Genomic DNA, 24,248 nt, shown 5'->3' on the forward strand with positions numbered 1-24,248 from the left:
AACTCACCAGTGAGTTAGTTAAATCACCATGCCTTCACCAGACCCCGGGTTGTCGCGAACGCGTCGGGGGCAGCCCCGCGCCGCGCCTTACTCCTCGCGTTCGGCCTTGCGCTGGTTGCAGATGTCGCGAAAACCCGCCGCCATGAAGCGCGCCATGCGCGCCTTGACCGCGGCATAATCGTCCGAGCGGCACAGTCCGTGCGACAATTTGTCGATGCGTCCGGTGCGCGCGAGCGTCAACATCAACGCCCCGGTAACGAAATGATAGCCCCAGAAGATATCCTCCTCGGCGGCGTCGGGGAGCGCCTTTTTCAATATGTCGATCAGCCGCAGCACGACGGGATCGAAATATTTGTCCATGAATTCGGCGCCTTCGGGGCTGTTCGACGCCTGTGCGCCAAAGGCGCCGTAATTCTTCCAGCCCTCGCCGCCCTGAATGTAGAGATCGAGGTCGGTGTCGAGGAAGGCATGGAGCGCGCCCTCGACCGTCGGGGCGCCACCCGCCGCGCGATCATAATCGTCGAGCGCCTGCATCCGCTTGTCGATCGTGACGACCGCACGCCGCGCGAAGACCGCATCGAACAGCGTCTTCTTGTCGTCGAAATAATAGTTGAGCAACGTGTGATGGACACCGACCTGCTTGGCGACATCCTTTAGCGTCACCCCGTAAAAGCCGTGCTTCGAAAACAGATATTCGGCGACATCGAGAATCTGCTCCATCATTTCGGCGCGCTGTTCCGCTTTCGACGGCCGCTTCGCCACAGTCTTTGCCTTCGACGCCAAATCCTATTCCTTCCGCACCCTTGTTCCTGCCGCGGCGACCGCGACCGGCCTACACCTGTCCGTAATCCGCCCGCAATTGCATTTTGTCGATCTTGCCCGTGGGCGCGAGCGGCATGGCGGCCAGGCGGACGATCGCGTCGGGAACCCACCACGACGCGACCCGGTCGCGCAGCGGCGCGAGCAGATCATCGTCGCCGACCGTCGCATCATTGGTTTCGACGATCAGGATCGGGCGCTCGCCCCATTTGGGGTCCACCCGCCCGATCACCGCGGCGAGCGACACCTGCGGCAGCGCACCGACCAGCGCCTCGATCTCGGCGGGATTGATCCATTCGCCCCCCGACTTGATCAGGTCCTTTGCGCGGCCGGTAATCGTCAGATTGCCTTCGGCGTCGATGCGCGCGAGGTCGCCGGTGTCGAACCAGCCGTCGGCGTCGGTCGCGGGTTCGTCGTGCCCGAAATAGCGCCCGACGACGCTCGGCCCGCGGACGCGCAAATGCCCCTCGCCCGCGCGCTGATCGGCGATCGCGTGCCCGTCGGCATCGGTGAGCAGCAGGTCGATGCCGATCGCGGGACGCCCCGACACCCCCGCCCGGCGGCCGGGATCGCCGGGCACCGCGGCGGTTCCGAGCGGCGACAATTCGGTCATGCCCCAGCTCGTCTGGACCTCGGCGCCCAGCCGCCGCTCGATCCGCTCCATCAGCGCCGGCGGCATCGGCGCGCCGCCGACGAGGATGCGCTCGAGCGACGGTACTTCGCCGCCCTCACGCTCGAGATGGTCGACCAGCCCCAGCCATACGGTCGGGACGCCGACCCCTGCGGTCACGCCCTCGGACCGGATCAGCGCGGCGAGATGCGCGCCATCGCTGTGGCGGCCGGGCAGCACAAGCTTGCCACCGGCAGCGGGGACCGAAAAGGGCAGCCCCCAGGCATTGGCGTGGAACATCGGCACCACCGCAAGCACCGCGTCGCGCGCGCGCACCCCCATCACATCAGCCTGAAGCTGCCGCATCGTGTGCAGGTAGCAGCCGCGGTGGGTATAGGTGACGCCCTTGGGCGCTCCGGTGGTACCCGAAGTAAAGCAGAGTCCCGAGGGGCTGGTCTCGTCGAACGCGCCCCATGCGACGTCCGTCGGCGCCGCGGCGATCGCGGTGTCGAGCGCCGCGACGTCGCCCGAAGGGGTGTCGAGCAGCAGGATGCGCCTGACCGCACCGCCCTTTTCGATCGCGGCGCGCGCCAGCGGCAGCAAGTCGGGGCTGGCGAGCAGAATCCCCGCCGCCGACTGCGCGAGCATCGCGCCGAGCTGCGCCGCGGTCAAGCGGGGGTTCAGCGTGTGGCACACCGCGCCCATGCCGATGATCCCGTACCAGCTTTCGAAATGCCCGCGCGTATTCCACGCGAGGGTCGCGACCCGGTCGCCGGCACGCACCCCCATTGCATGCAGCGCCCCCGACACGCGCCGCGCACGATCGTGGAGCACCGCATAGCGCATCCGCTCGACCGTCCCGTCCGTCCCCGCCGACACCAGCTCGGCGCCGGGATGCCATTTGGCAGCGTGGGAGAGGAATTTGTCGAGCGTCAGGCCGTAATCCTGCATCGCACCGTCGGTCATTGGCACCCCTCGGCCTTCGGCGGCAGCGGCGGCGACGCGACCCCGACATTCCAGTTCCACGGTATGTCGCCCGCCGCGCGGCGGCGGCACACCACCGCCTCGTGCAGCGCCGCGGCGCCGGGGAACAGGTTGCGCCCTGCGCGCGGCGCGCCGGCGAAATGGAGGTAGCCGCGGCCGTCGGCGTAGGACGGCCAGTCGGGCGCATCCTTTGCGCGCGGGATGCCGGTCGCGGCAAAGCTTGCCCAATAATCGCCCATCGCGCCCGCCAGCTTGCGTTCGGTCAGGCTGTCGGGAATCTTGGGCCACAGGGGGGGTGTCCGCCCCGCGGTGCCGAAGACATAGGGCAGTTCGGCGGCGTGGAAGGCGTGGAGATTCCATTCCTGCATCGCCGGATAGCCATGATCGAAATAATAATAATAGGCGCCCTGCCCCAGCGCGGCCTGGTTCGAGACCAGCCGCTCCGATGTCCAGCCGTACATCGCGTCGCGCGTCGCCGCGAGCATGCTCTCCTCGATCGCCTTCGCCGGATAGCGCGCGAGAAAGGCGCCCGCGAGGTCGCCGTAACCGGTGCGAACCGCCGCTTCGTACGCGGCAACACCGGCGGGCGGCTTCGGCAGCAGGAAGCGCAGCGAGCGGATTTCGCCGGCGTTGAAGCCCGCGAGGATCGGCACCGCTGCCTGTTCGTTGCGGTCGAAGCTGTCGACGAGCTGGCGCGGAACGACCTGACCGTCGATCACGGGGAACGGGAAATAGCCGGTCGCCGGGGCCTTTTCGGCAATCTCCTCCGCCGGCATCGCGCGCAGCGCCGCGAGGTCGGCCGCCCCGAGCTTCGCGGCAAGGTCAGCGCCCTGCGTCTCGGCGGGAACCATGCCGTTCAATGCTCCGCGCAGCGCGGGGGCGGACACCATGTAGGCGCTCTGCGCGACCGCCTTGTGGAACAGGCCGCGCGCCTGCGGCGCGGTCATCAGATACATGACACTGAGCGCGCCCGCGGATTCACCCGCGATGGTCACATTGCCCGCGCTGCCACCGAAGGCACCGATGTTGCGCTTGACCCACTGCAGCGCCGCGATCTGGTCGAGCAGCCCGTAATTGCCCGACACGCCATCGACCGATTCGGCGCTAAGCGCCGGGTGCGCCAACCAGCCGAGCGCGCCGAGCCGGTAGTTGATCGATACGACGACGATGCCGCGCGCGGCGAGCGCACTGCCGTCATAGAGCGGGTCGCCCCCCGACCCGCTGGTCAGCGCGCCGCCGTGGATCCACACGAACACCGGCGCATTCGCCGCATCCTCGGGTGCCCAGATGTTGAGCGACAGGCAATCCTCGCTCATCGCCGGCAGGTCCCAGCCGTAGATGCTGGGCCCGCGCGGTTTCGGCTGGAGGCAGGCGGCGCCGAATCTGGTCGCATCGCGCGCGCCGTCCCACGCGAGCGCCGGCTGCGGCGGCGCCCAGCGCAGCTTGCCCACGGGCGGCGCGGCATAGGGAATGCCCTTGAATACGCGCACGCCCTTCGCCTCGCTGCCCGTCACGGTGCCCGCGGGCGCGGCGACCAGCGGTACCGCCGCCGCGGGCGCCGAAAACAGCACCACGGCGGCAAGTACCGGAAGCGACAGACGGCGGATCGTTCGAGCGTTCATCCCCGTCGCCGATCAGAAGCGATAATTGGCGCGGACGCCGATCGTGCGCGGCCGCAGCCGGGCGTAACGGCCGTCGAGGAACGCCTCTGGATGGACGTAGGTGATCGAGCTGTCGTCGAAGATATTCTCGACATAGGCGGTGAGGTCGAGCGCCCCGAGCTTCGCCCCCGCGAACAGGTTCACGTTGGTCCAGGCTTCGGTGAAGTCATAGGTCGGACTGACCGCATTGGGATTGCCCGGCACGTTGGGGAACTGGTTGGGGAAGGCCCCCGCGTGCGAGACATTGACCGCGGCGAAGGCGCTGTTCGACCCGCCGATCGCGAAATCGTAGCGCAGCGTGCCCGACCCCTGGAATTTCGGCGAAGCGAGCCGGGTGCCGATCTCGGCCCCCGAGATCGCCGCTTCGACCGCGGTCAGCTCGGTGACCTTGGCGCGGTTGAACGAACCGTTGAGCGCGAGGCTGAGCCCCGCAACCGGCCGCGCCATGACCTCGAACTCGAGCCCGTAGCTCTCCGCCGCGCCGATGTTGGTCGCGAACTGGATCGAATCCGACACGCGGTTCGCCTGGACCTGGATATCCTTCCAGTCGATATAATAGGCCGCGAGATTGGCGGTGAGGTCGCCGCCGAGCCAGCGCCCCTTCAGGCCGAGTTCGTAATTGGTCACGCTGTCGGACTTGGCACCGTCGGGAATGACGATGTCGTTGGGGTTGATCGTGCTCACCAGCCCGGCGCGCGCATTGACCACGGGGGTCCGGAAACCCGTCGACACCGTGGCGTAGGTGGTCAGACTGTCGGTCGGTTTCCACGACACGCTGCCTTTCCACGACAGGCGATCGTCCTTGACCTTGAGCCCCGCGGCATAATCGATCGGCGTGACCGTCAGCGCGAGATTCTGAAGGTTGAAGAAGGCGGCGGTCAGATAATTGCTGTTGTAGCCGCCCCCGCGGGTAAAACTCTGCACCTCGGTGCTGCCGTAGCGCAGCCCGCCGGTGATCCAGAAGCGGTCGCTGAAGCGATAGGTCGCTTCGCCGAAACCCGCGATCTCGGTCTGGTCGGTGTAGCTGTTGAAGCGCTGGTAATATTCGTTCGGCAGCCCGGTCAGCCGCTTCGCCGCCAGATATTCGGGGCTCGAGCGATAAGCGAAATCGACGGTGCGGCGCTTGTCGTAATAGAAAAAGCCCGCGACCCATTCGAACGGCCCGTCGTGGCGCGACACGAGCCGCGTTTCCTGGACGAACAGATCGTCATAGCCATAAGCGTCGAGCGCGAAGGGAAAGGCCTGGGCGAACGTGCCCGCAAGGTCGACGTAGAAGGACGCGTCATAGTCGGACAGCGTCGTCGAACTGATCAACTCGGCGAAATCAAACTCGTAATTGACCGTGATGTTGTAATTGGTGAGCTTGCCCTGGAACAGGTCGGGACGGTCCGAGCGGCGCACGAACTTGCCGAGCAGCGGGTTGGTCAGCGCCGAGTCGGCGGGTTTGCTGTTCTCGTACGATGCGAGCAGCTTGACCTTCATCCGGTCGCTCGGCTGGAGCAGCAGGATCGCGCGCCCGCCATAGGCCTCAAGGCTGTTCGAATCCTTCACCCCGGTGCCGATATTGTCGACCCAGCCGTCCTCGTCGCGGTAGTAGCCGGTGACGCGCAGCCCGATTTCGTCCTTCATGATCGGGACGTTGACCATCGCATTGTAGCGCTGGCGCACCGAACTCGATCCGGTCAGTCCGATATCGACGCTCGCCGATGCCTGGAATTCGTCGAGGTCGGGGCTCTTGGTCAGGATGCGCATCGCGCCCGCGAGCGAATTCGATCCGAACAAGGTGCCCTGCGGCCCGCGCAGGAATTCGACGCGCTCGACGTCGTACAGATTGGGGTCGAGGATCGTCGAATTGCCGTTCGCCGAAATCGGCAGTTCGTCGACATAGATGGCGACCGCGCTTTGCAGCCCGGCCGAATAGCCGTTGGTGTTGATGCCGCGGCTGGTGAAATTGTTGAAATTCTGGGTCGGCCGGTTGACGACGATGCCCGGCGTATTCTGGGCGATGCCCTCGAAACCGACGACGCCGAGGTCGTCGAGTTCCTGCTGGCCGAAGGCGGTGACGCTGAGCGGGACGTCCTGAAGCCGCTCGGCACGGCGCGTCGCGGTAACGATGATGTCGTTTTCGTCGCGCTGTCCTTCGGCAACGGTGTCAGCCGGCGCGACGCCTCCCGCGGACTGGGCCATGGCGACGGCCGGCGACACGAACAGGGCGGCCGCCGAGGCGGACGCAAAAAGCTGAGCCTTCATACAAAACTCTCCCTCCCGTCGGCAGTCGTCGCTGCCGATCTGGACAGCATCTATCGACGACACTCTCACAAGAGTCAATATTCACTATCACGAGCGTGAATGAAATCCTCAAGACGCCTCCCGACGCGACGAACGTGCGCACTCGCTTGTGAAAACAGCTCGCCCCTGCCCTCTACCGGGTCGGTCACGCCGGTTGCGCTGAGTTCCGCCTATCACGCAGGCCATCGCCGACGAACGGGCCGTTTTGCGACGCTGCATTGGCGGCGCCCGCGCCTTCGCATCCGACTGGAGAAGGCGGCGGACGGCGCAGGACCAGAAACCGCGCACCAGCCATGGGCATGCGTCCGTCGCGGGTCCGATCCATGGCAAGCATATCGTTGATCGGTAGCGACAGACGCCCTGTCCTGCCCCCGATGCGATCATGCCCGATCGCAATGACGACCGTTGCCGGCGGTCGGATCGCCCCGGACCGTCAGTTCACGCCGCGCAGGAAGCCATTGGGCGTGGATCAACTCCCACGCGCCGCCAGTTCCTCGCGGATCGCGCGGCGCAATATCTTGCCCGCGCCGTTGCGCGGCAGCGCGTCGAGCCGGACGATGGCCTTCGGGATCTTGTAGGCGGCGATGCGTCCGCGCATCCAGTCGATGATGTCATGATCGGCAACGCCAGGGTCGCGCAGCACGACGGCGGCGGTCACCGCCTCGCCCCATTTCGCGTCGGGCATGCCGACGATCGCGGCCTCGGCGACCGCGGGATGGCCCGACAGCAGCGATTCGACCTCGGCCGGATAGACATTCTCGCCGCCGCTGATGATCATGTCGTTGAGCCGGTCGCGCACGAAGAGATAGCCGTCGGCGTCGAGATAGCCGGCATCGCCGGTGAGCAGCCAGCCATCGGCGTCGATCGCCGCCGCGGTCGCGTCGGGGCGGCGCCAGTAGCCGCTGAGGTTGAGCGGGGCGCGAATGGCGATCTGGCCGGTCTCGCCGGCAGGCAGCGGCTTGCCCTCGGCATCGCGGACCTCGAGCTCGACGCCGGGCAGTGCCCGCCCCGCCGAGGCCAGCCGCGGGTTGCCGGGGACATGGTCGGCGGGCGCCAGCGCGACCACGGTGCCCGAGGTTTCGGTCATCCCGTACTGCTGCGCGAAATCGCACGACAGCCGCCGCATCGCATGATCGAGCACCGCCATCGGCATCGGGCTGGCGCCGTAGAGGATGGTCCGAAGGCCGCCGAAGTCGATGGCCTCGGCGCGCGGATGGTCGAGCAGCAGTTGCAGCGCGGCGGGGACGAGGAAAGTCTTGGAAAAGGCGCGCGCCTCGATCAGCGACAGGATCGTCTCGACATCGAATTCGGGCAGGATGATGTTCGGGCGGCCCGAATCGAACGCCATCAGCGCCCAGCCCATGCCGCCGATATGGAACATCGGCATCGCGAGCAGCCCCGCGTCGCCGTCGTCCCAGCGATACCAGTCGATGTCGCGCCACAGCGGCCGCGCGCCGAGCAGCGCGCGGTGGCTGAGCATCGCACCCTTGGGCTTGCCCGTCGTGCCCGAGGTGTAGAGCTGGAGCGAGATGGCCTCGGCGGCGTCCGCGGCGGTTTCGGCCAGCGGGGTCGCGCCGTTCGCCCAGTCGGCGCCTTCGTCGAGCACGACGATACGGATATCGAGCCCCCCCGCCGCCTGCCGCGCCGCAGCGTCATATTCGGCCGAAGCGAAGAGCAGCGGCGCTTCGGCGTCGGCGATGATGAAGGCGAGTTCGTCGGGCGCGAGGCGCCAGTTGAGCGGGACGAAGGTCGCGCCGAGCATGTTCGCCGCGACCCACAGTTCGAAACCCGCGACATGGTTTTTCGACAGCCAGGCGACGCGGCTGTCCGGACCGACGCCCGCGGCGGCGAGCGCCCCCGCGACAAGGCGGCAGCGCGCCGCGAATGCCGCGAAGCCGATCGTCCGTCCCGCAAAGACGAAGGCGGGATTGTCGGGGGTGGTCGCCGCGAAATGCGCGGCGAGCGCGGGAAGCGTCGTCGGTCGGTCCATCATCCTGTCCTCGTCATGCCACGCGGTAGAGCAGCGCTTCGCCCGCCGCGATCCGGCGGCAGTTTTCGCGCGCCACCGCCATGCTGCGCGCCAGCGTTTCGGGGGTCAGCCACGCGAGGTGCGGGGTGGCGACGACCTGCGGCAGCGTCAGCAGCACATTGTCGGGGCGCACCGGTTCGGCGGCGAACACGTCGAGCCCGGCGCCGCGCAGACGCCCGTTCGCGAGCGCCGCAAACAGCGCGGCTTCGTCGATCAGTTCGCCGCGTGCGGTGTTGATGACGATCGCGCCGGGGCGCATCGCCGCCAGCCGTCCGGCGTCGACGATTTCGCGTGTGCCGTCGGTCAGCGGGACATGAAGCGACAGGATGTCGCTTTCGGCGAACAATGTGTCCAGATCGACCGGCTGGCCGATGGTCTGGTCCTTCGCCGCAGGATCGTGGAAGAGGACCCGTCCGCCGAGCGCTGCGACCGCGGGTGCGATCCGGCGCGGAACCTCACCGAAGCCGAGGAAGCCGACGGCGCGGCCGCCGATTTCACCCATGGTGTCGAGCAACGCGGGCTCGGGCGCCCATTGTGCGGCTTCCTTGGTCAGCGCGTCGAGCGCCGGGATGCGGCGCAGCACCGAAATCATCAGCCCCAGCGCCAGTTCGGCGACCGCCTGGCTGTTGGTGCCGGGCATGTTGGCGACCGCGACGCCATGCTCGCGCGCGGCATCGAGGTCGATCGTGTTCACCCCGACGCCGATCTTCTGGATCAGCCGGAGCTGCGGCGCGCCCGCGATCATGTCGCGCGTCACTGGTTTCAGTACGTGGAGCAAGACCTCCGCATCGGCGATCTCGCGGCCGAAGTCGGGGCTGTCCTCGTCGACGACGACGATCGCGAGTTCGTCGGCGAGCGCGGCGAGCGACGCACGAAAGCCGGGGCTCGCGCGATAGTGGAGCACCGCCTTCATGCGCCGAGGCCCGCGTTGACGGTCGGCGCGAAGGCGGCGATGCCGTTGAACCTGGTGTCGGCCCCCATCGCTTCCTCGATGCGCAGCAGTTCGTTCCACTTCGCCATCCGTTCCGAGCGCGCGAACGAGCCGACCTTGAGCTGGCGCGCGTTCCAGCCGACCGCGAGATGGACGATCGTCAGATCCTCGGTCTCGCCCGATCGCGCCGAGACGATCGTCGCCCAGTCGTGCGCCTGCGCGGCATCGAGCGCCGCCCTGGCCTCGCTCACCGATCCGGCCTGGTTGACCTTGACGAGCACCGCGTTGCACGCGCCCGCCTGCGCGGCCCGGGCGACGCGCTCGGCGCTGGTCACCAGATAGTCGTCGCCGATGATCTGGATCTTCGAGCCCAGCCGCTGCGTCACCGCGACCATCCCCGGCGTGTCGTCCTGACCCACGGGGTCCTCGATCGACAGGATCGGATAGCGATCGGCCCAGGCGCAGACGCGCTCGACCATTTCGGCGCTCGTCGCGCGGGCGTCGTCGAGCGCCATGACATAGCCGTTGCCGTCGGCGAATTCGCTGGCGGCGATGTCGAGCGAAATGAAGACGTCCTCGCCGGGGCGATGCCCCGCGCGTTCGATCGCCTCGACCAAAGTTTCGAGCGCCTGCTCGTTGGTGTCGAACATCGGCCACCAGCCACCCTCGTCGGCGGTGCCGGCGAGCCGGCCGCGATCGTGCATCACTTCGCCCGCGGCGCGATAGACGTTGCCGGTGACCTCCAGCACCTCGCGGATCGAACCGGCGCGCGGTACCATCACCATGAAATCCTGGATGTCGGTGCGCCGCCCGGCGTGCGCGCCGCCGCCGAAAATCTGGATTTCGGGGAGCGGCAGCGACACCGGCCCGTCCTGCGCCAGCCAGCGCCACAGCGGCACGCCTTCGGCCGCCGCCGCCGCGTGTGCCGCCGCCATCGATACCGCGACGGTCGCATTGCCGCCGAAGCGCAATTTGTTGGGGGTGCCGTCGGACCGGCAGAGCGCGGCGTCGATGTCGCCCTGATCGCGGACGTCGGCGCCGTGCAGCGCGGCGGCGATCTCGCCATTGACCGCGGCGACCGCCTTTTCGACCCCCATGCCGCCGTGGCGTGCACCGCCGTCACGCAGGTCGACCGCCTCATATTTGCCGCGCGAGGCGCCCGCGGGGGCGATCGCGCGGCCGATGGCGCCACCCTCCAGATGCACTTCGGCCTCGACCGTCGGACGCCCGCGCGAATCCCACACCGAGCGGGCGTGGACGCGGGAAATCCTGTTGTTCATCAAGCTGCCATGCATTGGGACCAGTTCCTTCTGAGCGTAGCGAGGTCGGCGTCGTCGCCGACCGGAGAAGCGAGGGCTTCGCGGGCGAAGCGCCGCACGAAATCCCGCGCGGGATCATCGAGATATTCGACCGGCGATTTGCCATCGACGCGGGCGAGGAGCAGCGCGGCGAGCAGCGGCGCGGTGCGGCGCGACAGCGCGGCCGGGTCCTCCCAGCGCACGGCGCCCAGCCAGGCCCCCGCGAGCGCGTCGAAAGCGACGAGCATGGCGGGGCTTTTGCGCTGCAGCGATTTCAGCAGCAGGTGCGTCAGGCAAAAGGCGGCGTCGAACGCCGGGTCGCCGTACCAGGCGCATTCGGCGTCGAGGATCACGGGGCCCTGGGGGCCGTGCAGGATATTCTTGGGGCTGACGTCGCCGTGGACGAGAGCAATTCTGGTTTCGGCGAGCCGCGCCGCGATCGCGCCGATGCGCCCGGCGAGGTCGGGGTGCGCGGCGGCGCTCGCATCGAGATAGGGCGAGATGCGGAGCTGGCGGAACAGGTCGTCGCTGGCGAAATCGCGCGCCACCGCGTCGTCGAAGGCGGTGGCATTGTGGATCGCGGCAAGCGCCGCGCCGACCCCGGCGGCAAAGCCGGTGTCGACCGTGCCGGCCAGCAGTTCGGCCTTCCACACCGGATGCGCAGGGGGATCGAACCACTGCATCACGAACATGTTGCGTTCGGGCAGCCAGGCCAGCACCTCGGGCACCGACAGGCCGCTCGCCTGCGCCTTGCGCAGCCACAGCACCTCGAAGGCCGCGCGTTCGACGGGCGCCTCCCAGACGGCGGCGACGCGCAGCCGGGGCAGCGCGCGCTTCACGCACACCGTGCGGTCGGTCAGGTCGACGCGATAGACGTCGCACGACACCCCGCCCGATATCGGCGCGACGCGGCGGACGTCGGCTTCGCTCGCGACGACCCCGCATTCGAGCAAAGCGGCGACGATCGCGTCCACCGCATCGGATGGCGCGTGCAGGTCCATGGTCTGGTTCATTCCCGTGTCCGGTTGGCGGGGCCGGCGCGCGTCGGCCCCACCCGTTCGTCAGTCGGCGCGCAGCCGCGTTTCGAGGCGGCCGAGGCCTTCGACCTCGGCGACCATGACGTCGCCGGGCTTCAGATAGGTGTCGGTCGCCATGCCGACCCCCGCGGGCGCGCCGGTGAACAGCAGGTCGCCCGGGCGCAGCGTGCTGTGCGAGCTGTAGGATTCGATCAGTTCGCCGACGGTCCAGATCATCTCCTTCGTCGTCGAATCCTGCTTCAGATCGTCGTTGACCCACAGCTTCAGCCACAGATTTTCGATGTCGACGAACTTGGCGGGAACCAGCCACGGACCGACCGGGGCGGCGTTGTCGAACGCCTTGCCGGCGACGAGGTCGAACTGGCGGATGTGGCGCGGGTTGAACTGCCAGTCGCGCGCCGACAGGTCGTTGCCGACCGCATAGCCCGCGATGTGCTGCGCCGCGTCGGCGGCCTTGATGTTCCGGCCTTCCTTGCCGATCACGATGACGATCTCGACTTCCCAGTCATATTTCACCGTGTGGCTGGGGAAGGGGATGGTGCGGTCGGCGGCGAGCTGCTGGTCGGAACCCTTGAGGAAGAAGAGGCAGTCATAATCCTCCTTCTTGATCTCGCGCTTGGCGTCCTTGCGCAGGTGGCAGTAATAATTCATCCCCGCGCAGACGATCTTCTTGGGGTTGGTGACGAGCAGGTCGTAGCGCACGCCGTCGGCGCCCGGGGTCAGCGTCGCCTTGCCCGTGCCGTCGAAACCGGCGACGGCCTGTTCCAGCTTCGCGAAACTCTCGTCCCACTGCGGCAGCAGGTCGAGCAAGCCTTCGGCAGGATTGGCGATCAGCCCGGGGGCGACGTCGCTCAGCGCGTAAAATTGGTCGCCGATTTTGACGGCGGGGATTTGCTGGCCGTTCTTTTCCAGAACGCAAAGTGCAAAGCTCATATCTTCCTCCACATTGGGGATGGAGCGGTGCCGTCGCCAGCCACGAAAGCTAACGATAGCACCGCGATCACATTTAACGGCTGCCGAAGCTCTTGCGGAATTCGACGCCGATCAGGCGCGGCGTTCCGACGTTGACGATGTTGTATCCGAGCGTCCGGTCGAGATCGACCGCACCGACGATATACTTCTTGTCGAACAGGTTTTTTGCAAAGACCGCCACATCGGCATCGATCGCATCGACGTGCAGGCTGATGCGCGTATCGACCAGTCCATAGGCCTTCTGCGTCACGCTCGACTGCACCAGTGCCGCCGGGCGAAGCGACGTGGCGCTGCGCCAGTTCCAGCCTGCGATGAACTTGAGGTCGCCGAGCGAGGTCGGCAGTTCGTAGGTCAGGTTCGTCGCCAGCGTCCAGCGCGGCACGGGGAAGCGTTCGTCGCTGCGGTCGCCGAGGATCGGGTCGATGAAGCGCGAATAGCCCGCATCGGTATAGCTCGAGTTGACGTTCAGCGTCAGCCGGTCGGTCGGCTGGGCGGTGATCTCGGCTTCGATCCCGTTGATCTTCGCTTTCGCGGCGTTCGTGATCAGCGTCGTCGCGCTGCCCACCGGCGGCTGGATGCTCGTGCTGCGCTGGATGTCCTCGTAGATGGCGTGATAGCCGGCGAGGTTCATGCGCAGGCGGCGGTCGAACAGGTCGAGCTTCGCACCCACTTCATAGTCGGTGACCGTTTCGGGCCGGAAGGGGTTGAAGGTGCGCGGGTCCGAGGCCTGGCCGCGCAGGTTCTGCCCGCCGCCCTTGAAGCCGCGCGAGGTGCGCGCATAGAAGAGCGTGCCCGAACCCGGGGTCCAGTCGAGGCTGACCAGGTACGACCAGTCCGAATAGGTGTCCGACAGATAGCCCTCGCAGGCGCCGTTGATGCGGATCGACGTCGGGATATTGCAGCCAAGCGCGTTGCGGTTGCGCGTCAGCAGCGACTTGGTCTCTTCGGTCCAGCGCAGCCCGGCGGTGACGCGCACCGCGTCCGAAACGCGATAGTTCGCCTGCCCGAACACCGCGACGCTCTTGTTCGTGACGTCGCCGTCGCTGATCCCCGGATTGGTCGGCAGGATCGGCGGCAGCGTGCGGCTGACCGTGAATTCGTTGCCGGTTTCCTTCGAATAATAGCCGCCGAGAATCCACGACAGGCGCTCGGCCGGATCGGACAGGAGCTGCAGTTCCTGGCTGAAGACTTTCGACTGCGTCACATAATGCGGTTCGAAGAGGACCATCGGCGTGCCGTCGAAATCGACATAGCTGTCGCGGTCGGCCCAGCGGTTGGCGGTGATCGACTTGACGCTCAGATAGTCGCTGACGTCATATTCGATCGTCCCCGACACGCCATAGCCTTCATATTCGTTCGACTGCGGCGAGGTGGTCGGCGCGTCGTAGAAGGACCCCGTGCCGTTGCCGAGCAACGCCTGCTGCAAAAAGGCATAGGCGGTGGCGCGGTTCGCGGGGGTATCGGCCAGCCCCTGCTGCGCGAGCGTGGCGCGCAGCAAATTGGTCGGTGCGGGCAGCGGCGCCGCGCCGCCGATCGGGTTCAGCCACGAAAGGCGCGTGATGATGCCGTCGCCCTTGATCCGCTGATAGTCGGCCGAAAGATTGACCCTGAGCCGGTCGCTGGGCGCGAAGGCGACGTTGAGCCGCCCCGTCTTGGTCACGTCGCCGCCGATCCGCTGCCCGAGGAGGTTGCGGCCATAGCCGTTGTTCCCCGAATATTGGACCACCGCGCGCACCGCGAGCACGTCGCGGACGAGCGGGACGTTGAGCGCACCCGTCGCCTCCATCTTGCCGCGTTCGCCGAGGATCATGCTGACGAAGCCGCCCGTTTCGAGAAGATCGGGCTGGCGGGTCGTGATGCTGACCGCGCCGCCGGTCGTGTTCTTGCCGAACAATGTCCCCTGCGGGCCGCGCAGCACTTCGACGCGCTCGATATCGACCATCGCGGCGCGCAGGCCGATCGAACGCGGCAGGTAGACGCCGTCGACATAGACGCCGACCGGCGAGTCGAGCGTCATCAGCGCATCGGTTGCCGACTGGCCGCGCATCGACACGAGCAGCGCCGCGGGATCCGCACTCGACGTCTGCGCGAAGAAGCTGGGGGTCGAGGCGGCGATGTCGGTGATGTCCTTGACCGAACGGTCGACCATCTGGTCGCCGCTCATCGCGGTGATCGCGACGGGGACGTCCTGGACGCTTTCGGCGCGCTTGCGCGCGGTGACGACGATGTCCTCGATCCCCGACGATGCGGCATCGGCGCCCGCGTCGGCGGCCGCGTCGGCCTCCTGCGCGAACGCCGGCATCGCGACGATCAGGCCCGCCGCGGCGATGCCCGCGCGCAGGATCAGTTTCATGTTTTTCATAGTCAGTCTCCCACTTGTTTCGCGTCGACCCGGCAATCCGGACGACTGAAGCTTTCAAAAAATCAGGTGTCGGCGGCGGTCCCGTCGGCCGCGTTCGTCCAGTCGGGGTAGCGCCCGAGGAAGGCGATGAAGGGCACGGCGACGAGCAGCGCCGAGGCGATCAGGACAAAATAGCGGTCGTAGCTGCCCGAGCTGTCGTAGATATAGCCGGCGACGACGGGGCCGAGGCCGAAGCCGATCGAATAGAAGCCGAAACCGATGCCGTAGAGAAAACCGTAGTTCTTCTGTCCGAAATAGACGCTGATCAGATAGGCGATGCCTTCGAGTTCGGCGCCGAGCGCGCAGCCGGCGAGCGCTCCCGCGGCGATCAGCCAGGTGATGTCGCCGTTCGCGAAATAGAAGATCGTTGCGGCGAGCGCGGGCAGGATGAAGGCGATGCCCGCGACGAAGGGCGCGTGCAGCCGGTCGAGCAGCACGCCCGTCGCGACGCGCCCGGCAAAGGCGAAGGGGCCGAAGGCGAGCGCGAAGACAGTTGCGGCTTCGGCCGGCGTCGCGCCGGCGTCGGTGACCATCGACGGCAGGTGGACCATCAGCCCGCCGAGCGACATCGAGACGAGGAAGCCGGGGATCAAAATCTGCCACAGGCGGCGATTGCGCAGCGCGTCGCGGACCTCGGCGCCGTGGCCGAGCACGCGCGGCAGCGCCGCCTGCACCGTTTCGCCGGCTTCGGCCGCCTTGCGGCGCAGCAGGTCGCGCTGGTCATAGAGGAAGAAGAAGGCAAGCGGCAGCACGACACACAGCGCCGAGGCGGCGAGCACCGGATAGACCGCGCGCCACCCCATCGCCGCAATCGTCGTCGAGGCGACGAAGGTGAAGAGGATATTGGCGATCGGCAGCCCGGTCATCGTGATCGCGAGCGCCAGTCCGCGCTGTTTGGCAAAGCGCCCGGCGACCGCCTTGGTCCAGACGACCAGGCTGGCGAAGGGGGCCGCGATCGCGACGAATATCCACGCCAGATACCATGTCCAGATCGCCGACGTGGTCAGCGAGACCGCGGCGAGCGCGGCCGCCTTCAGCAGGACCCCGACGATCGCGACGCGGCGTGTGCCGACGCGGTCGAGCAGCGCGCCGACGAGCGGGCTGAGCAGCAGCGCGCCGAGCGTGGTGATCGTGAAGCTCACCGAGATTGCGGCGCGCGACCAGCCGAGTTCGGCCGACAGCGACGGGATGATCAGGCTGAGGGCGACGGTCTGGATCGACGAGGTCGCGGCACCCGCGACGCCGACGAGGACCACCGGCCAGCCGGACTTCCATTCCGCCAGATTGGAACTTTGCATCATGTGATCCCGTCTGCTGGGTGCCGGCGCGGCCGACGTGGTCAGGCTTCGGCTTCGCCCGCGCCGGGCTGTGCGTCGAATTCGGCGAAGATGTCGCTGGCGGCGCGGAAGGCGCCGAGCGCGGCCGGGATGCCGCAATAGACAGCGCTGTGAATGATCAGTTCCTTGGCCACCGCGCGGTCCATCCCGTTGGCAAGCGCGAAGCGCAGGTGGAGCTTGAATTCCTCAAGATGCCCGCCCGCGAGCGTCATCGACAGCGTCAGCAGGCGCCGCTGGTCGATGTCGAGCCCGGGGCGGCTCCACACGTCGCCGAAGGCGTAGCGGATGATCAGGTCGTAAAGATCCTCGTCGAGGCCCGATGGGCGGCTGACGGGGCCGGCGATACGCTTGCGCATCGCCATGCCGCGCTCGAACGCGGCGTCGCGGGTTTCCTGCATTGAAACGCTCCCAATTCTCCGGTCAGGTGTCGCGGCGGGGCCGTCAGTCGCGGAAGTGATCCGGCATGTCGCCGCCCCACTGCATCCCGATTTCGGGGCTGCGCTGATGGTATCCGGTCGGATATTCGTCGTTGAGCAGGTCGCTGTCGGTCACATGCTCGACGCGGAAGTCGGACGGATCGTACCAATAGTCCGACAGCGCGCCGCCGACGGCATGGCGCAGCACGCCCCACGCCGGGCGATAGCCCTTGTCGGCGAGATACTGATGCCCGATGTGGACGGCGTCGACGTCGATGGTCTGGAAACAGCTGTGCTGCGCGGTGTTCGCGGGACCCTGGAACACCGCGACATTGTGGTGGTCGACATATTCGGCACCGCGCGGAAAGCGGATGAAGGCGCCCGCGCGGGTCTCGCCGGTCATGATGACGTCGGACAGATAGGCCCCCAGATTGTCGACATACCAGTCCATCAGGCGGCCCGGATCGGGGGTGTTCTGGACGACGTGCGCGAGGTTCAGCACCGGCGCGGGACCGCGCTTGAAAATCGGGAAGCGGCCGCGGCGCTGGACGAGGTTGCCGGTGTTGAGCGGCACCGCCTCGCGCGGGAGCGGGATCGGGTCGAGCTGCCGAAGCCCGTGGACCAGCTCGATTTCATTGCCGTCGGCGTCGCGGACCGTGATCTGCTCGCCGCCCCACGGCGTGGTGCCGTCAACGATCGGGGTGCCGAAGCGTGTCGCCAGCGCTTCGAGCGCTTCGCGGCTTTCGACTTCGTAGCCGATGCTGCCGAAGCGGCGCGGCCCGCGTTCGGCGACATAGATGAAGGGGCGGCTTTCATAGCCGCGGAAATAGACGCGCGCCTCGTCCTCGTGCGACACGAACAGGCCGAAATCCTCGAAGAAGCGCTTGATGGCTTCCATGTCGCCTTCATGGTGGAATTTCACATGATTAATCGTGCGAATCATCTCGCGCTCCTCTCGCCTCATTTGCGCCATCGATAGCATAAACAGAGCATATGGCAACCATACGATCGGATCGCGGAGTTGCGCGCCCGTCGCCCGATGACCTATGAAGGCGCGCTGCAAGGATGCGGCGGCGATCCGCCGGGCCGGCGAGCGCCCCGCAACCGGGGGCTCCAGCGCGGCCGGATCGCCGGGGGACAAGGATGGCCAATCATGGTGACGACCAAAGATATTGCGATAAAGCTAGGTTTTTCAGTGTCTACCATCGGACGTGCGCTGTCCGGTGACCCGCGTATCAGCGAAAAGACCAAGCAGGCCGTTCGCAAGGCGGCCGAGGAACTCGGCTATGTCGGGAACCTCCCGGCGCGCATGATGCGCGGCGGATCGAGCAATCTGATCGGCCTGATCCTGCCCGACATCCAGAATGATTTCTTCGCCTCGATCGCCCAGGCGCTGTCCGAAAGCTGCGATCGCGAAGGCTATCGGATTGTGCTATCGATAACAGGTGACGACCCCGAAACCGAGATGCGCCACATCCGCGATTTCGTCGGCGCGCGGGTCGCGGGGATCATATTGGTGCCGAGCGCGGGGCTGAAGCGCGAGGGCGTCGCGCTGCTTCGCCAGGTGCCGCACGTGCAGTTGCTGCGCTACGCCAGCGGCCCCGACGACCTCTGGTTCGGGATCGACGACAATGACGCGATGGAGCGCGCCGCGAGCCATCTGCTCGACCTCGGGCATCGCCGGATCGCCTATGTCGCCGCGTCGGAGCGGCTGTCGACCGGCCGCCGCCGGCTCGAGGGCGTGCACGAAGCCTATCGCAAGCGCGACATCGCACCGGAGGCGCTCACCGTCTGTCTGGGCACGCCGACCGCGACCTGGGGCGAGCGCGCGGTCAACGAGGTGCTCGCGATGCCCGAACGGCCGACCGCGATCCTTTCGGGGTCGGCGCATGTCACGATGGGGATCATCGCCGCGCTGCGCCGGGCGCGCGTCGACATTCCCGACCAGATGTCGGTGATCGGTTTCGGCGACCCCAATTGGAGCGAATGGTGGCAGCCGCCGATCACGGTGATCCGCCCGCCGATCCAGTCGCTCGCGACCAATTGCGCGCTGTGGTTCATGGACCGGCTGCGCACCCCCGGGGACCAGCTGGTCGCCTCCTACCACGCGATCAGCTCGTCCGAGCTGGTGCTGCGCAGTTCGACCGGCCGGCCCGCAGGCGATTGAGCGGCCGCGATCAGGCGATCCGGTTGAAGCGCTCGAAGTCGGGGCGCGGGCTGCGCTCGAAAATGCTCGCGGGATCGCCATAGCCGAGCGTCGCGATGAAATTGCTCTTCACGCCGGGCTGGTCGGCGAAGAAGGCGGCATCGACGGCGTCGTGATCGAACCCCGACATCGGCCCGGTGTCGAGCCCCAGCGCGCGCGCGGCGAGGATGAAATAACCGCCCTGCAGGCTCGAGTTGCGAAAGGCGGTCGTCCGCGCGAGTTCGTCGTTGCCGGCAAACCAGCTGCGCGCGTCGGCGTGCGGCAGGAGTTCGGGAAGAAGCTCGTAGAAGGCGTGGTCCATCCCGATGATCGCGGTCACCGGTGCGCTGCGCACCTTGGCGGCATTGCCCGGCGACACGAGCCCGGCGAGCCGGTCGCGCGCCGCGTCGGTTACGCACCAGATGATCCGCGCCGGCAGGCTGTTGGCGCTGGTCGGGCCGAATTTCATCAGGTCCCAGATGGCGCGAAGCTGCGCCGGCGAAACGGGCTTGTCGAGATAGCCGTTGTACGAACGCGCGGTGCGGAACAACTGGTCGAGAATGGCGTCGGGAAGCGTATCGCTCACGATCTGGTCTCCTGCAGAAAAACGGAAGGCGGTGTTGTGCGAGGTCCGGTGGCGCATGACGCCGGTCCCGTCCCCTTCCCAATATTCGACAACCGGACGCGGCCTTTGGAGCGATCCTCCGCCCTGGGCAAGCCCGTTGTCTCGAAACAGACCAGCAATGACATGCACGCGCTCGCGGAAAATCGAAGCGAATGGGTCGCATCCACGACCATTTCGGCAACCGTGCCGCGCCTCCGCAAATTGACGGGATCAGGGGCCTTCGCCGCTCCACACCTGCTCGATTGCGGAACGGCGCGGCTGATCCTTGCTGTCAAAGCGGCCTTTGCCGGAACACGATGACTAGTCCGACCACGACGAGCGCGAGCCCGCCCAGCGCGCGCATCGGCATCGGGTTTCCGAGCAGCAGCCAATCCATGGCCGCGGTCACCCCGGGGACGAGGTAAAAGAGGCTGGTGACATTGACCAGATTGCCGCGCGCGATCAGCCTGTAGAGCAGGAAGGTCGCCCCGACCGAGATGACCAGCCCGAGCCAGAGGACGGGCAACAGGAAACCCGGATCCCACGAAACATGCAGCGGCCCGAACGGCGCGACCGCCCCGGCGAAGGCGAGTCCGGCGCCATATTGCAACGGCAGCACCGCCCACGGCGCCTGCGTTTCGCGCTTCTGGACGATCGACCCTGCCGTGATCCCGAGCAGCGAAAGGCCGGCGAACAGGAGCCCCAGCGCGTCAAAGCTTGCCGCCGCCAGCCCGTCGAAGACGACGAGCGTCAGCCCGCCGAGCGCGCAGGCCAGCCCGAACAGGCGTGGAGCCGTGGCGCGCCGTTCGGTCAGGAAGACGGTCAGGATCGGCTGCACGCCGAGTAAGGTGGCAAGCGCCCCCGGAGTCATCCCGTTGTCGAGCGCGAGAAGATAGCAAGCCGAATAGACCCCCGCGATCAGCAGGCCGACGAGCACGACACGCGGCCGCGATCCGCGCGCGGGCAGCAGCGTGCCGCGCCAGATCGCATATGCGACGAGAATGGCGAGGGCGACGCCATAGCGCGCGATGAGCAACGCGAACGGCGAGCCGTGCTCGAGACCGATCTTGGAAACGATCGCGCCGCTGCTCCACAGCAGCACGAAAACACCCGTCGGCACGAACGCCGACAAATAACGGTTTGTCATTGGAAATCACCTGAAACAATCTTGTCCCGCGGCGAAGCGCGGGCGTTCAGCCGGCCGGATCAGCCAGCGGCGGTCAAGGCGAACGGTGGCGGCGGCGCCCGGCGCGCACGGTTCCGATCGTCGCGTCAGGCAGCGCGACGGGAGGGGCCACCGACACGGGATATTCGGCCATGTCGTGCAAAAGGGCGGCGCTGGCGACCATGCCGCACGGTTACCAAGTCGCCGAGACCGATACAATCCCCGTCTGCGTTCCGCGGGCCCCGACGCGCATGGCAAGGCATGCATTGCCACCCGGGCACGATGCTGCCAACGATGCCCGATGACGAACGAACAGGCTGCTGAACAGGCTCGCGTCGAAGCGCGAATTCGCGGAAGCTTTGCAAAACAGGGGCTGATGGCGACGCTTGGCGCCGTTCTGGGCGACATCGCACCGGGCGCCGTGGAGATCATCCTCCCCGCATCGTCCGCGGTCTCGCAGCAGCACGGCTTCGTTCATGCCGGCGCGGTCAGCGCCATCGCGGATACCGCGGCCGGTTATGCGGCGCTGAGCCTCATGCCCGCCGGGCACGGCGTCCTGACCACCGAATTCAAGATCAACCTGGTCGCGCCGGCAGTCGGCGACCGGATCATTGCGCGCGGGCGCGTCGTCAAGGCGGGCCGGACCCTGACGCTGGCGGTCGCCGAAGTCTTCGCCGATCGCGGCGCGAACCAAAAGCTCGTCGCATTCCTGACCGCGACGATGATGAGCATGCAGGAACGCGGCGATATCGTCGACTGACGCGCCGACATCGCGGATCGCGGCGCGGCCCCGACCTCGCGGCTCGTTCGGAAGATCGCAACCTTTGCCCATTGGCGAGGCGCGGCCCGGCGAATGCCGGGAACTCAGACCGGCGAGTGCTGGTGAAATGCCAGCTTCCAGCCCGCCGCGCGTCGCACATAGGCCGAACTGACCAGCGCGGCATAGGGCTCGCCGTCGGCGCGCGTCACCTCCGCCCGGTAACTGATGACCGCGAAGTCGCCGCCATCGTGCAGCAGGTGCCGGTCGCGCATCGTCAGGTCGCGCCACCGGTTCGCGCTGGTCGCCGTCGCCGCAACCGCTTCGCGCGAATGCACGCCGTGCATTTCCCCCGCCTGCGGAAAAGCGAGCAGGCAGCGCTCGTCGACATGCGCCAGAAAATAGGCCTCGCCTTCGAGCCAGAACCCCTGCTCGATCCCGAACAGCGCCGCCTCGATCGTCATTGTCTCGCTCCTTTCGGTCGCCCGGGCCGCGATCAACCGCCCTTCTTGCGCGCCCGCGCCGCTTTGACGCCCTCGACGAACTGCTTTTCATTGACCTTCACCGCCGGCCCCTTGTCCGACAGGAAGAAGGCCGCCCGCGGCATGGTGACATTGCCCTCGCGCGTCGTCAGCACGGCGCCCTGCGGCGCTATCGCGGTGATCTTGCCCAGCACCGCGGCGCCATCGGCGCTGCGGACTTCGGCGCCCGGCTTCAGCGCCCCGTCGACCGCCGCCGCGTCGGCCTCGGCCTGTTTCAGCACTGCGACGATCTTGGCCTTGGGCGCCTTGAGCGCGGGTCCCTTGGCGCCCTTCACAAAGGCGTTTCTGGGGACGACCAGCCCGTTACCGTCGATCGACACCGCGATCTTGTCGCCCGACACCTTGACGATCCGGCCGACCTCCTCACCATTCTGGTCATAAACCCTGGCACCGGTGCCGAGCGAACTGGTCGGCGCGGCTCCCTGTGCCAGCGCGGCGGGGCCGGCCAGCAGCGCCGCGGCGGCGAGGCATAGCGCGGAGACCGCGCCAATGGGCTTGAACATGGAACGCTCCTGTCGAACGGCAAGGGCCGTCCGTGTCGCATTTCGCGGCCCAGCCCCCAAATGCCCTGCTGTCGGGGCGTGCAGCGGATGCGCCGAACCGACGGCCGCGCCCGACCGAACGCTCAAGCGCGCGCCGCTTTCGGCGCATGCAGCATCGCGAGCAGCGCATGACCGGCAGCGCGCCGCGGCATCGACGCCCCGCCTCATTCCCGCACCTTGGCGCTTTACCTCAATCTGGGTTGAGCTTTTATGGAGAGGCTCCACGATTCGCGAACGGAGCATTTCCTTGCATATCGACAATCGGAAAACGGCTTTTCCCGCCGCAAAACCTGCCGCGCCCTCGCGGTCTCTCCCGCGTGTCCGCCCTGCCCGCGCAAGGAGAAACACGCGCCCGAGGACAGGGCCCGACGACGTGGCGACACCGACACCCGACCGTCGGGAGTGAAATCTCCGCCGCGACCGGGGCGATCTGGCGGCATGCGTCCGCCCGCCTCCCGCGACCCCGCCGCCACCTGCGGCAATCCTGTGCAACGAACCGGCCCAGCGTCGGCATTCATGAGGTCCTCCCGTGTCTCCTGCCCAAACCCCCGCCGAACCCACGCGATCCCGCCCGCCGCGCGGACGCCCGATATTCTTTGCGGCGATCGCGCTGCTCCTGCTCGCGGGCAGCCTCTACGCCTGGCGGTCGGCCCGAACCGCCGAGAATGCGGTGGGCCCGATGCCGCCGGTGCCGGTCTCTACGATCGTGGTGACGCCGACCGACGTCGCCGCCGCGCTCGAAGCCGTGGGCTCGCTCCGCGCCGTTCGCGAAGTGGTGCTCGCCCCCGAAGTTGCGGGGCGCGTGACCGCGATCCGCTTCGTGGCAGGCGCCCGCGTCGGCGCAGGCGAATTGCTCGTGCAGCTGTTCGACGCGCCCGAGCGGGCCGACCGCGCCGCAGCGCAGGCGAAGGCCGATTTCGCGGGCTTGCAGCTCGCACGTTCGCACGAGCTCGCGCCATCGGGTGCCGAACCGCGCGAACTTCTCGATCAGCGGCGCGCCGAGCATGCGCAGGCGCATGCCGCAGTCCGGCAGATCGATGCCCGCCTCTTCCAGAAACAGCTTCGCGCGCCCTTCGCCGGCACGCTGGGTGTCCGGCAGGTCAACCCGGGGCAATATCTCAATCCGGGCGACCCGGTGGCGACGCTGACCGCACTCGACAGCCTCTATGTCGATTTCGCCGTGCCGCAGCAGGACTTTTCGCGGCTGCAGCCGGGCGCCGTGGTCGACATCCTCTCCGACGCCTGGCCCGACCGGCGCTTCACCGCCCGCGTCACCGCGATCGAGCCGCAGGTCGGCAAGGAGACGCGCAATGTCATGGTTCAGGCGACGCTGCCCAACCCGGGCCTCGCGCTGCGGCCCGGCATGTATGTCACCGCGCGGCTCGCGCTGCCGCCGATCGCCGGCGCGCTCGTCGTCCCCGCGACCGCGATCCAGACATCGGCATCGGGCGACAGCGTGATGCGCGTGAAGATGGGCAAGGACCGCCGCGGCGGCACCGCCGAGGTGGTGCCGGTCACCACCGGCCGCCGCTTCGGCGACCGGGTGGTCGTGACCAGCGGGCTCCGGTCCGGCGATATCGTCGTGACCAACGGCCAGCTCCGCGTCCAGCCCGGCGCTCCGGTCACGCTGGCACCCGCGCGCCCGGCGCCGGCCAAGGGGGGGCGCTGA

Annotated in this window: 20 protein-coding genes; 3 read left to right on the forward strand and 17 right to left on the reverse strand. The window is 67.6% G+C overall.

Features of this window, described 5'->3' with window-relative positions; all coding sequences use genetic code 11:
• Window positions 1-87 precede the first annotated feature (87 nt).
• From EAO27_RS10150 to EAO27_RS10210, 13 genes are all read right to left on the reverse strand, one after another.
• Window positions 88-783: a TetR/AcrR family transcriptional regulator gene (locus EAO27_RS10150; RefSeq protein ID WP_242780208.1), complete on the reverse strand. Its 696-nt coding sequence runs from the start codon at window positions 781-783 to the stop codon at window positions 88-90.
• Window positions 784-832: 49 nt separating this feature from the next.
• Complete coding sequence (locus EAO27_RS10155) at window positions 833-2,395, reverse strand: AMP-binding protein (RefSeq protein ID WP_242780210.1); 1,563 nt, start codon at window positions 2,393-2,395, stop codon at window positions 833-835.
• The gene (locus tag EAO27_RS10160; RefSeq protein ID WP_242780212.1) at window positions 2,392-4,035 is read right to left on the reverse strand and encodes a carboxylesterase family protein; all 1,644 of its coding nucleotides are present in this window, start codon (window positions 4,033-4,035) and stop codon (window positions 2,392-2,394) included. The genes EAO27_RS10155 and EAO27_RS10160 overlap by 4 nt, the downstream gene beginning before the upstream one ends.
• Before the next feature lie 12 nt (window positions 4,036-4,047).
• Window positions 4,048-6,324: a TonB-dependent receptor gene (locus EAO27_RS10165; RefSeq protein WP_242780215.1), complete on the reverse strand. Its 2,277-nt coding sequence runs from the start codon at window positions 6,322-6,324 to the stop codon at window positions 4,048-4,050.
• A 508-nt stretch (window positions 6,325-6,832) separates the two neighbouring features.
• Window positions 6,833-8,356 carry a long-chain-fatty-acid--CoA ligase gene (locus tag EAO27_RS10170; RefSeq protein WP_242780217.1) on the reverse strand — a complete coding sequence of 508 codons (1,524 nt, stop codon included), beginning with the start codon at window positions 8,354-8,356 and terminating at the stop codon, window positions 6,833-6,835.
• A 10-nt stretch (window positions 8,357-8,366) separates the two neighbouring features.
• Entirely contained in the window at window positions 8,367-9,305 is a 939-nt protein-coding gene (locus EAO27_RS10175; RefSeq protein ID WP_242780219.1) for an NAD(P)-dependent oxidoreductase, read from the reverse strand.
• On the reverse strand, window positions 9,302-10,603 hold the full coding sequence (gene eno, locus EAO27_RS10180) for a phosphopyruvate hydratase (protein WP_242780221.1): 1,302 nt from the start codon (window positions 10,601-10,603) through the stop codon (window positions 9,302-9,304). The genes EAO27_RS10175 and eno overlap by 4 nt, the downstream gene beginning before the upstream one ends.
• On the reverse strand, window positions 10,603-11,634 hold the full coding sequence (locus EAO27_RS10185) for a phosphotransferase (protein WP_242780223.1): 1,032 nt from the start codon (window positions 11,632-11,634) through the stop codon (window positions 10,603-10,605). Before EAO27_RS10185 ends, eno begins: the two co-directional genes overlap by 1 nt.
• Before the next feature lie 48 nt (window positions 11,635-11,682).
• Window positions 11,683-12,591, reverse strand: coding sequence for a fumarylacetoacetate hydrolase family protein (locus EAO27_RS10190; protein ID WP_242780225.1), 909 nt, complete (start codon window positions 12,589-12,591; stop codon window positions 11,683-11,685).
• A gap of 73 nt (window positions 12,592-12,664) precedes the next feature.
• The gene (locus tag EAO27_RS10195) at window positions 12,665-14,992 is read right to left on the reverse strand and encodes a TonB-dependent receptor (RefSeq protein ID WP_242780227.1); all 2,328 of its coding nucleotides are present in this window, start codon (window positions 14,990-14,992) and stop codon (window positions 12,665-12,667) included.
• Between the two features lie 62 nt (window positions 14,993-15,054).
• Window positions 15,055-16,332 (reverse strand): MFS transporter, encoded by a 1,278-nt coding sequence (locus EAO27_RS10200; protein ID WP_242780229.1) that lies wholly within the window; start codon window positions 16,330-16,332, stop codon window positions 15,055-15,057.
• 38 nt (window positions 16,333-16,370) lie between these two features.
• On the reverse strand, window positions 16,371-16,766 hold the full coding sequence (locus tag EAO27_RS10205; protein WP_242780231.1) for a carboxymuconolactone decarboxylase family protein: 396 nt from the start codon (window positions 16,764-16,766) through the stop codon (window positions 16,371-16,373).
• A 43-nt stretch (window positions 16,767-16,809) separates the two neighbouring features.
• Window positions 16,810-17,727, reverse strand: coding sequence for a VOC family protein (locus EAO27_RS10210; protein WP_242780233.1), 918 nt, complete (start codon window positions 17,725-17,727; stop codon window positions 16,810-16,812).
• A gap of 210 nt (window positions 17,728-17,937) precedes the next feature.
• Here EAO27_RS10210 and EAO27_RS10215 point away from each other — a divergent pair, with 210 nt between their 5' ends.
• The gene (locus tag EAO27_RS10215; RefSeq protein WP_278190151.1) at window positions 17,938-18,951 is read left to right on the forward strand and encodes a LacI family DNA-binding transcriptional regulator; all 1,014 of its coding nucleotides are present in this window, start codon (window positions 17,938-17,940) and stop codon (window positions 18,949-18,951) included.
• 10 nt (window positions 18,952-18,961) lie between these two features.
• Here EAO27_RS10215 and EAO27_RS10220 read toward each other — a convergent pair whose 3' ends face one another.
• Both EAO27_RS10220 and EAO27_RS10225 read right to left on the reverse strand, forming a co-directional pair.
• Window positions 18,962-19,555: a malonic semialdehyde reductase gene (locus EAO27_RS10220; protein WP_242780237.1), complete on the reverse strand. Its 594-nt coding sequence runs from the start codon at window positions 19,553-19,555 to the stop codon at window positions 18,962-18,964.
• Window positions 19,556-19,865: 310 nt separating this feature from the next.
• Window positions 19,866-20,720, reverse strand: coding sequence for a DMT family transporter (locus EAO27_RS10225; RefSeq protein WP_242780239.1), 855 nt, complete (start codon window positions 20,718-20,720; stop codon window positions 19,866-19,868).
• Window positions 20,721-21,039: 319 nt separating this feature from the next.
• Between EAO27_RS10225 and EAO27_RS10230 the strand changes: the two genes are divergently transcribed.
• Window positions 21,040-21,498, forward strand: coding sequence for a PaaI family thioesterase (locus EAO27_RS10230; RefSeq protein ID WP_242780241.1), 459 nt, complete (start codon window positions 21,040-21,042; stop codon window positions 21,496-21,498).
• A 104-nt stretch (window positions 21,499-21,602) separates the two neighbouring features.
• On the opposite strand, the gene EAO27_RS10235 is transcribed toward EAO27_RS10230, so the two are convergent.
• Entirely contained in the window at window positions 21,603-21,959 is a 357-nt protein-coding gene (locus EAO27_RS10235) for a hypothetical protein (RefSeq protein WP_242780244.1), read from the reverse strand.
• Window positions 21,960-21,991: 32 nt separating this feature from the next.
• Window positions 21,992-22,540 carry a hypothetical protein gene (locus tag EAO27_RS10240; protein ID WP_242780246.1) on the reverse strand — a complete coding sequence of 183 codons (549 nt, stop codon included), beginning with the start codon at window positions 22,538-22,540 and terminating at the stop codon, window positions 21,992-21,994.
• 568 nt (window positions 22,541-23,108) lie between these two features.
• Here EAO27_RS10240 and EAO27_RS10245 point away from each other — a divergent pair.
• The gene (locus EAO27_RS10245) at window positions 23,109-24,248 is read left to right on the forward strand and encodes an efflux RND transporter periplasmic adaptor subunit (RefSeq protein ID WP_242780248.1); all 1,140 of its coding nucleotides are present in this window, start codon (window positions 23,109-23,111) and stop codon (window positions 24,246-24,248) included.

It is taken from the genome of Sphingopyxis sp. YF1 (assembly GCF_022701295.1).
In the GTDB taxonomy this organism is placed as follows: Bacteria; Pseudomonadota; Alphaproteobacteria; order Sphingomonadales; family Sphingomonadaceae; genus Sphingopyxis.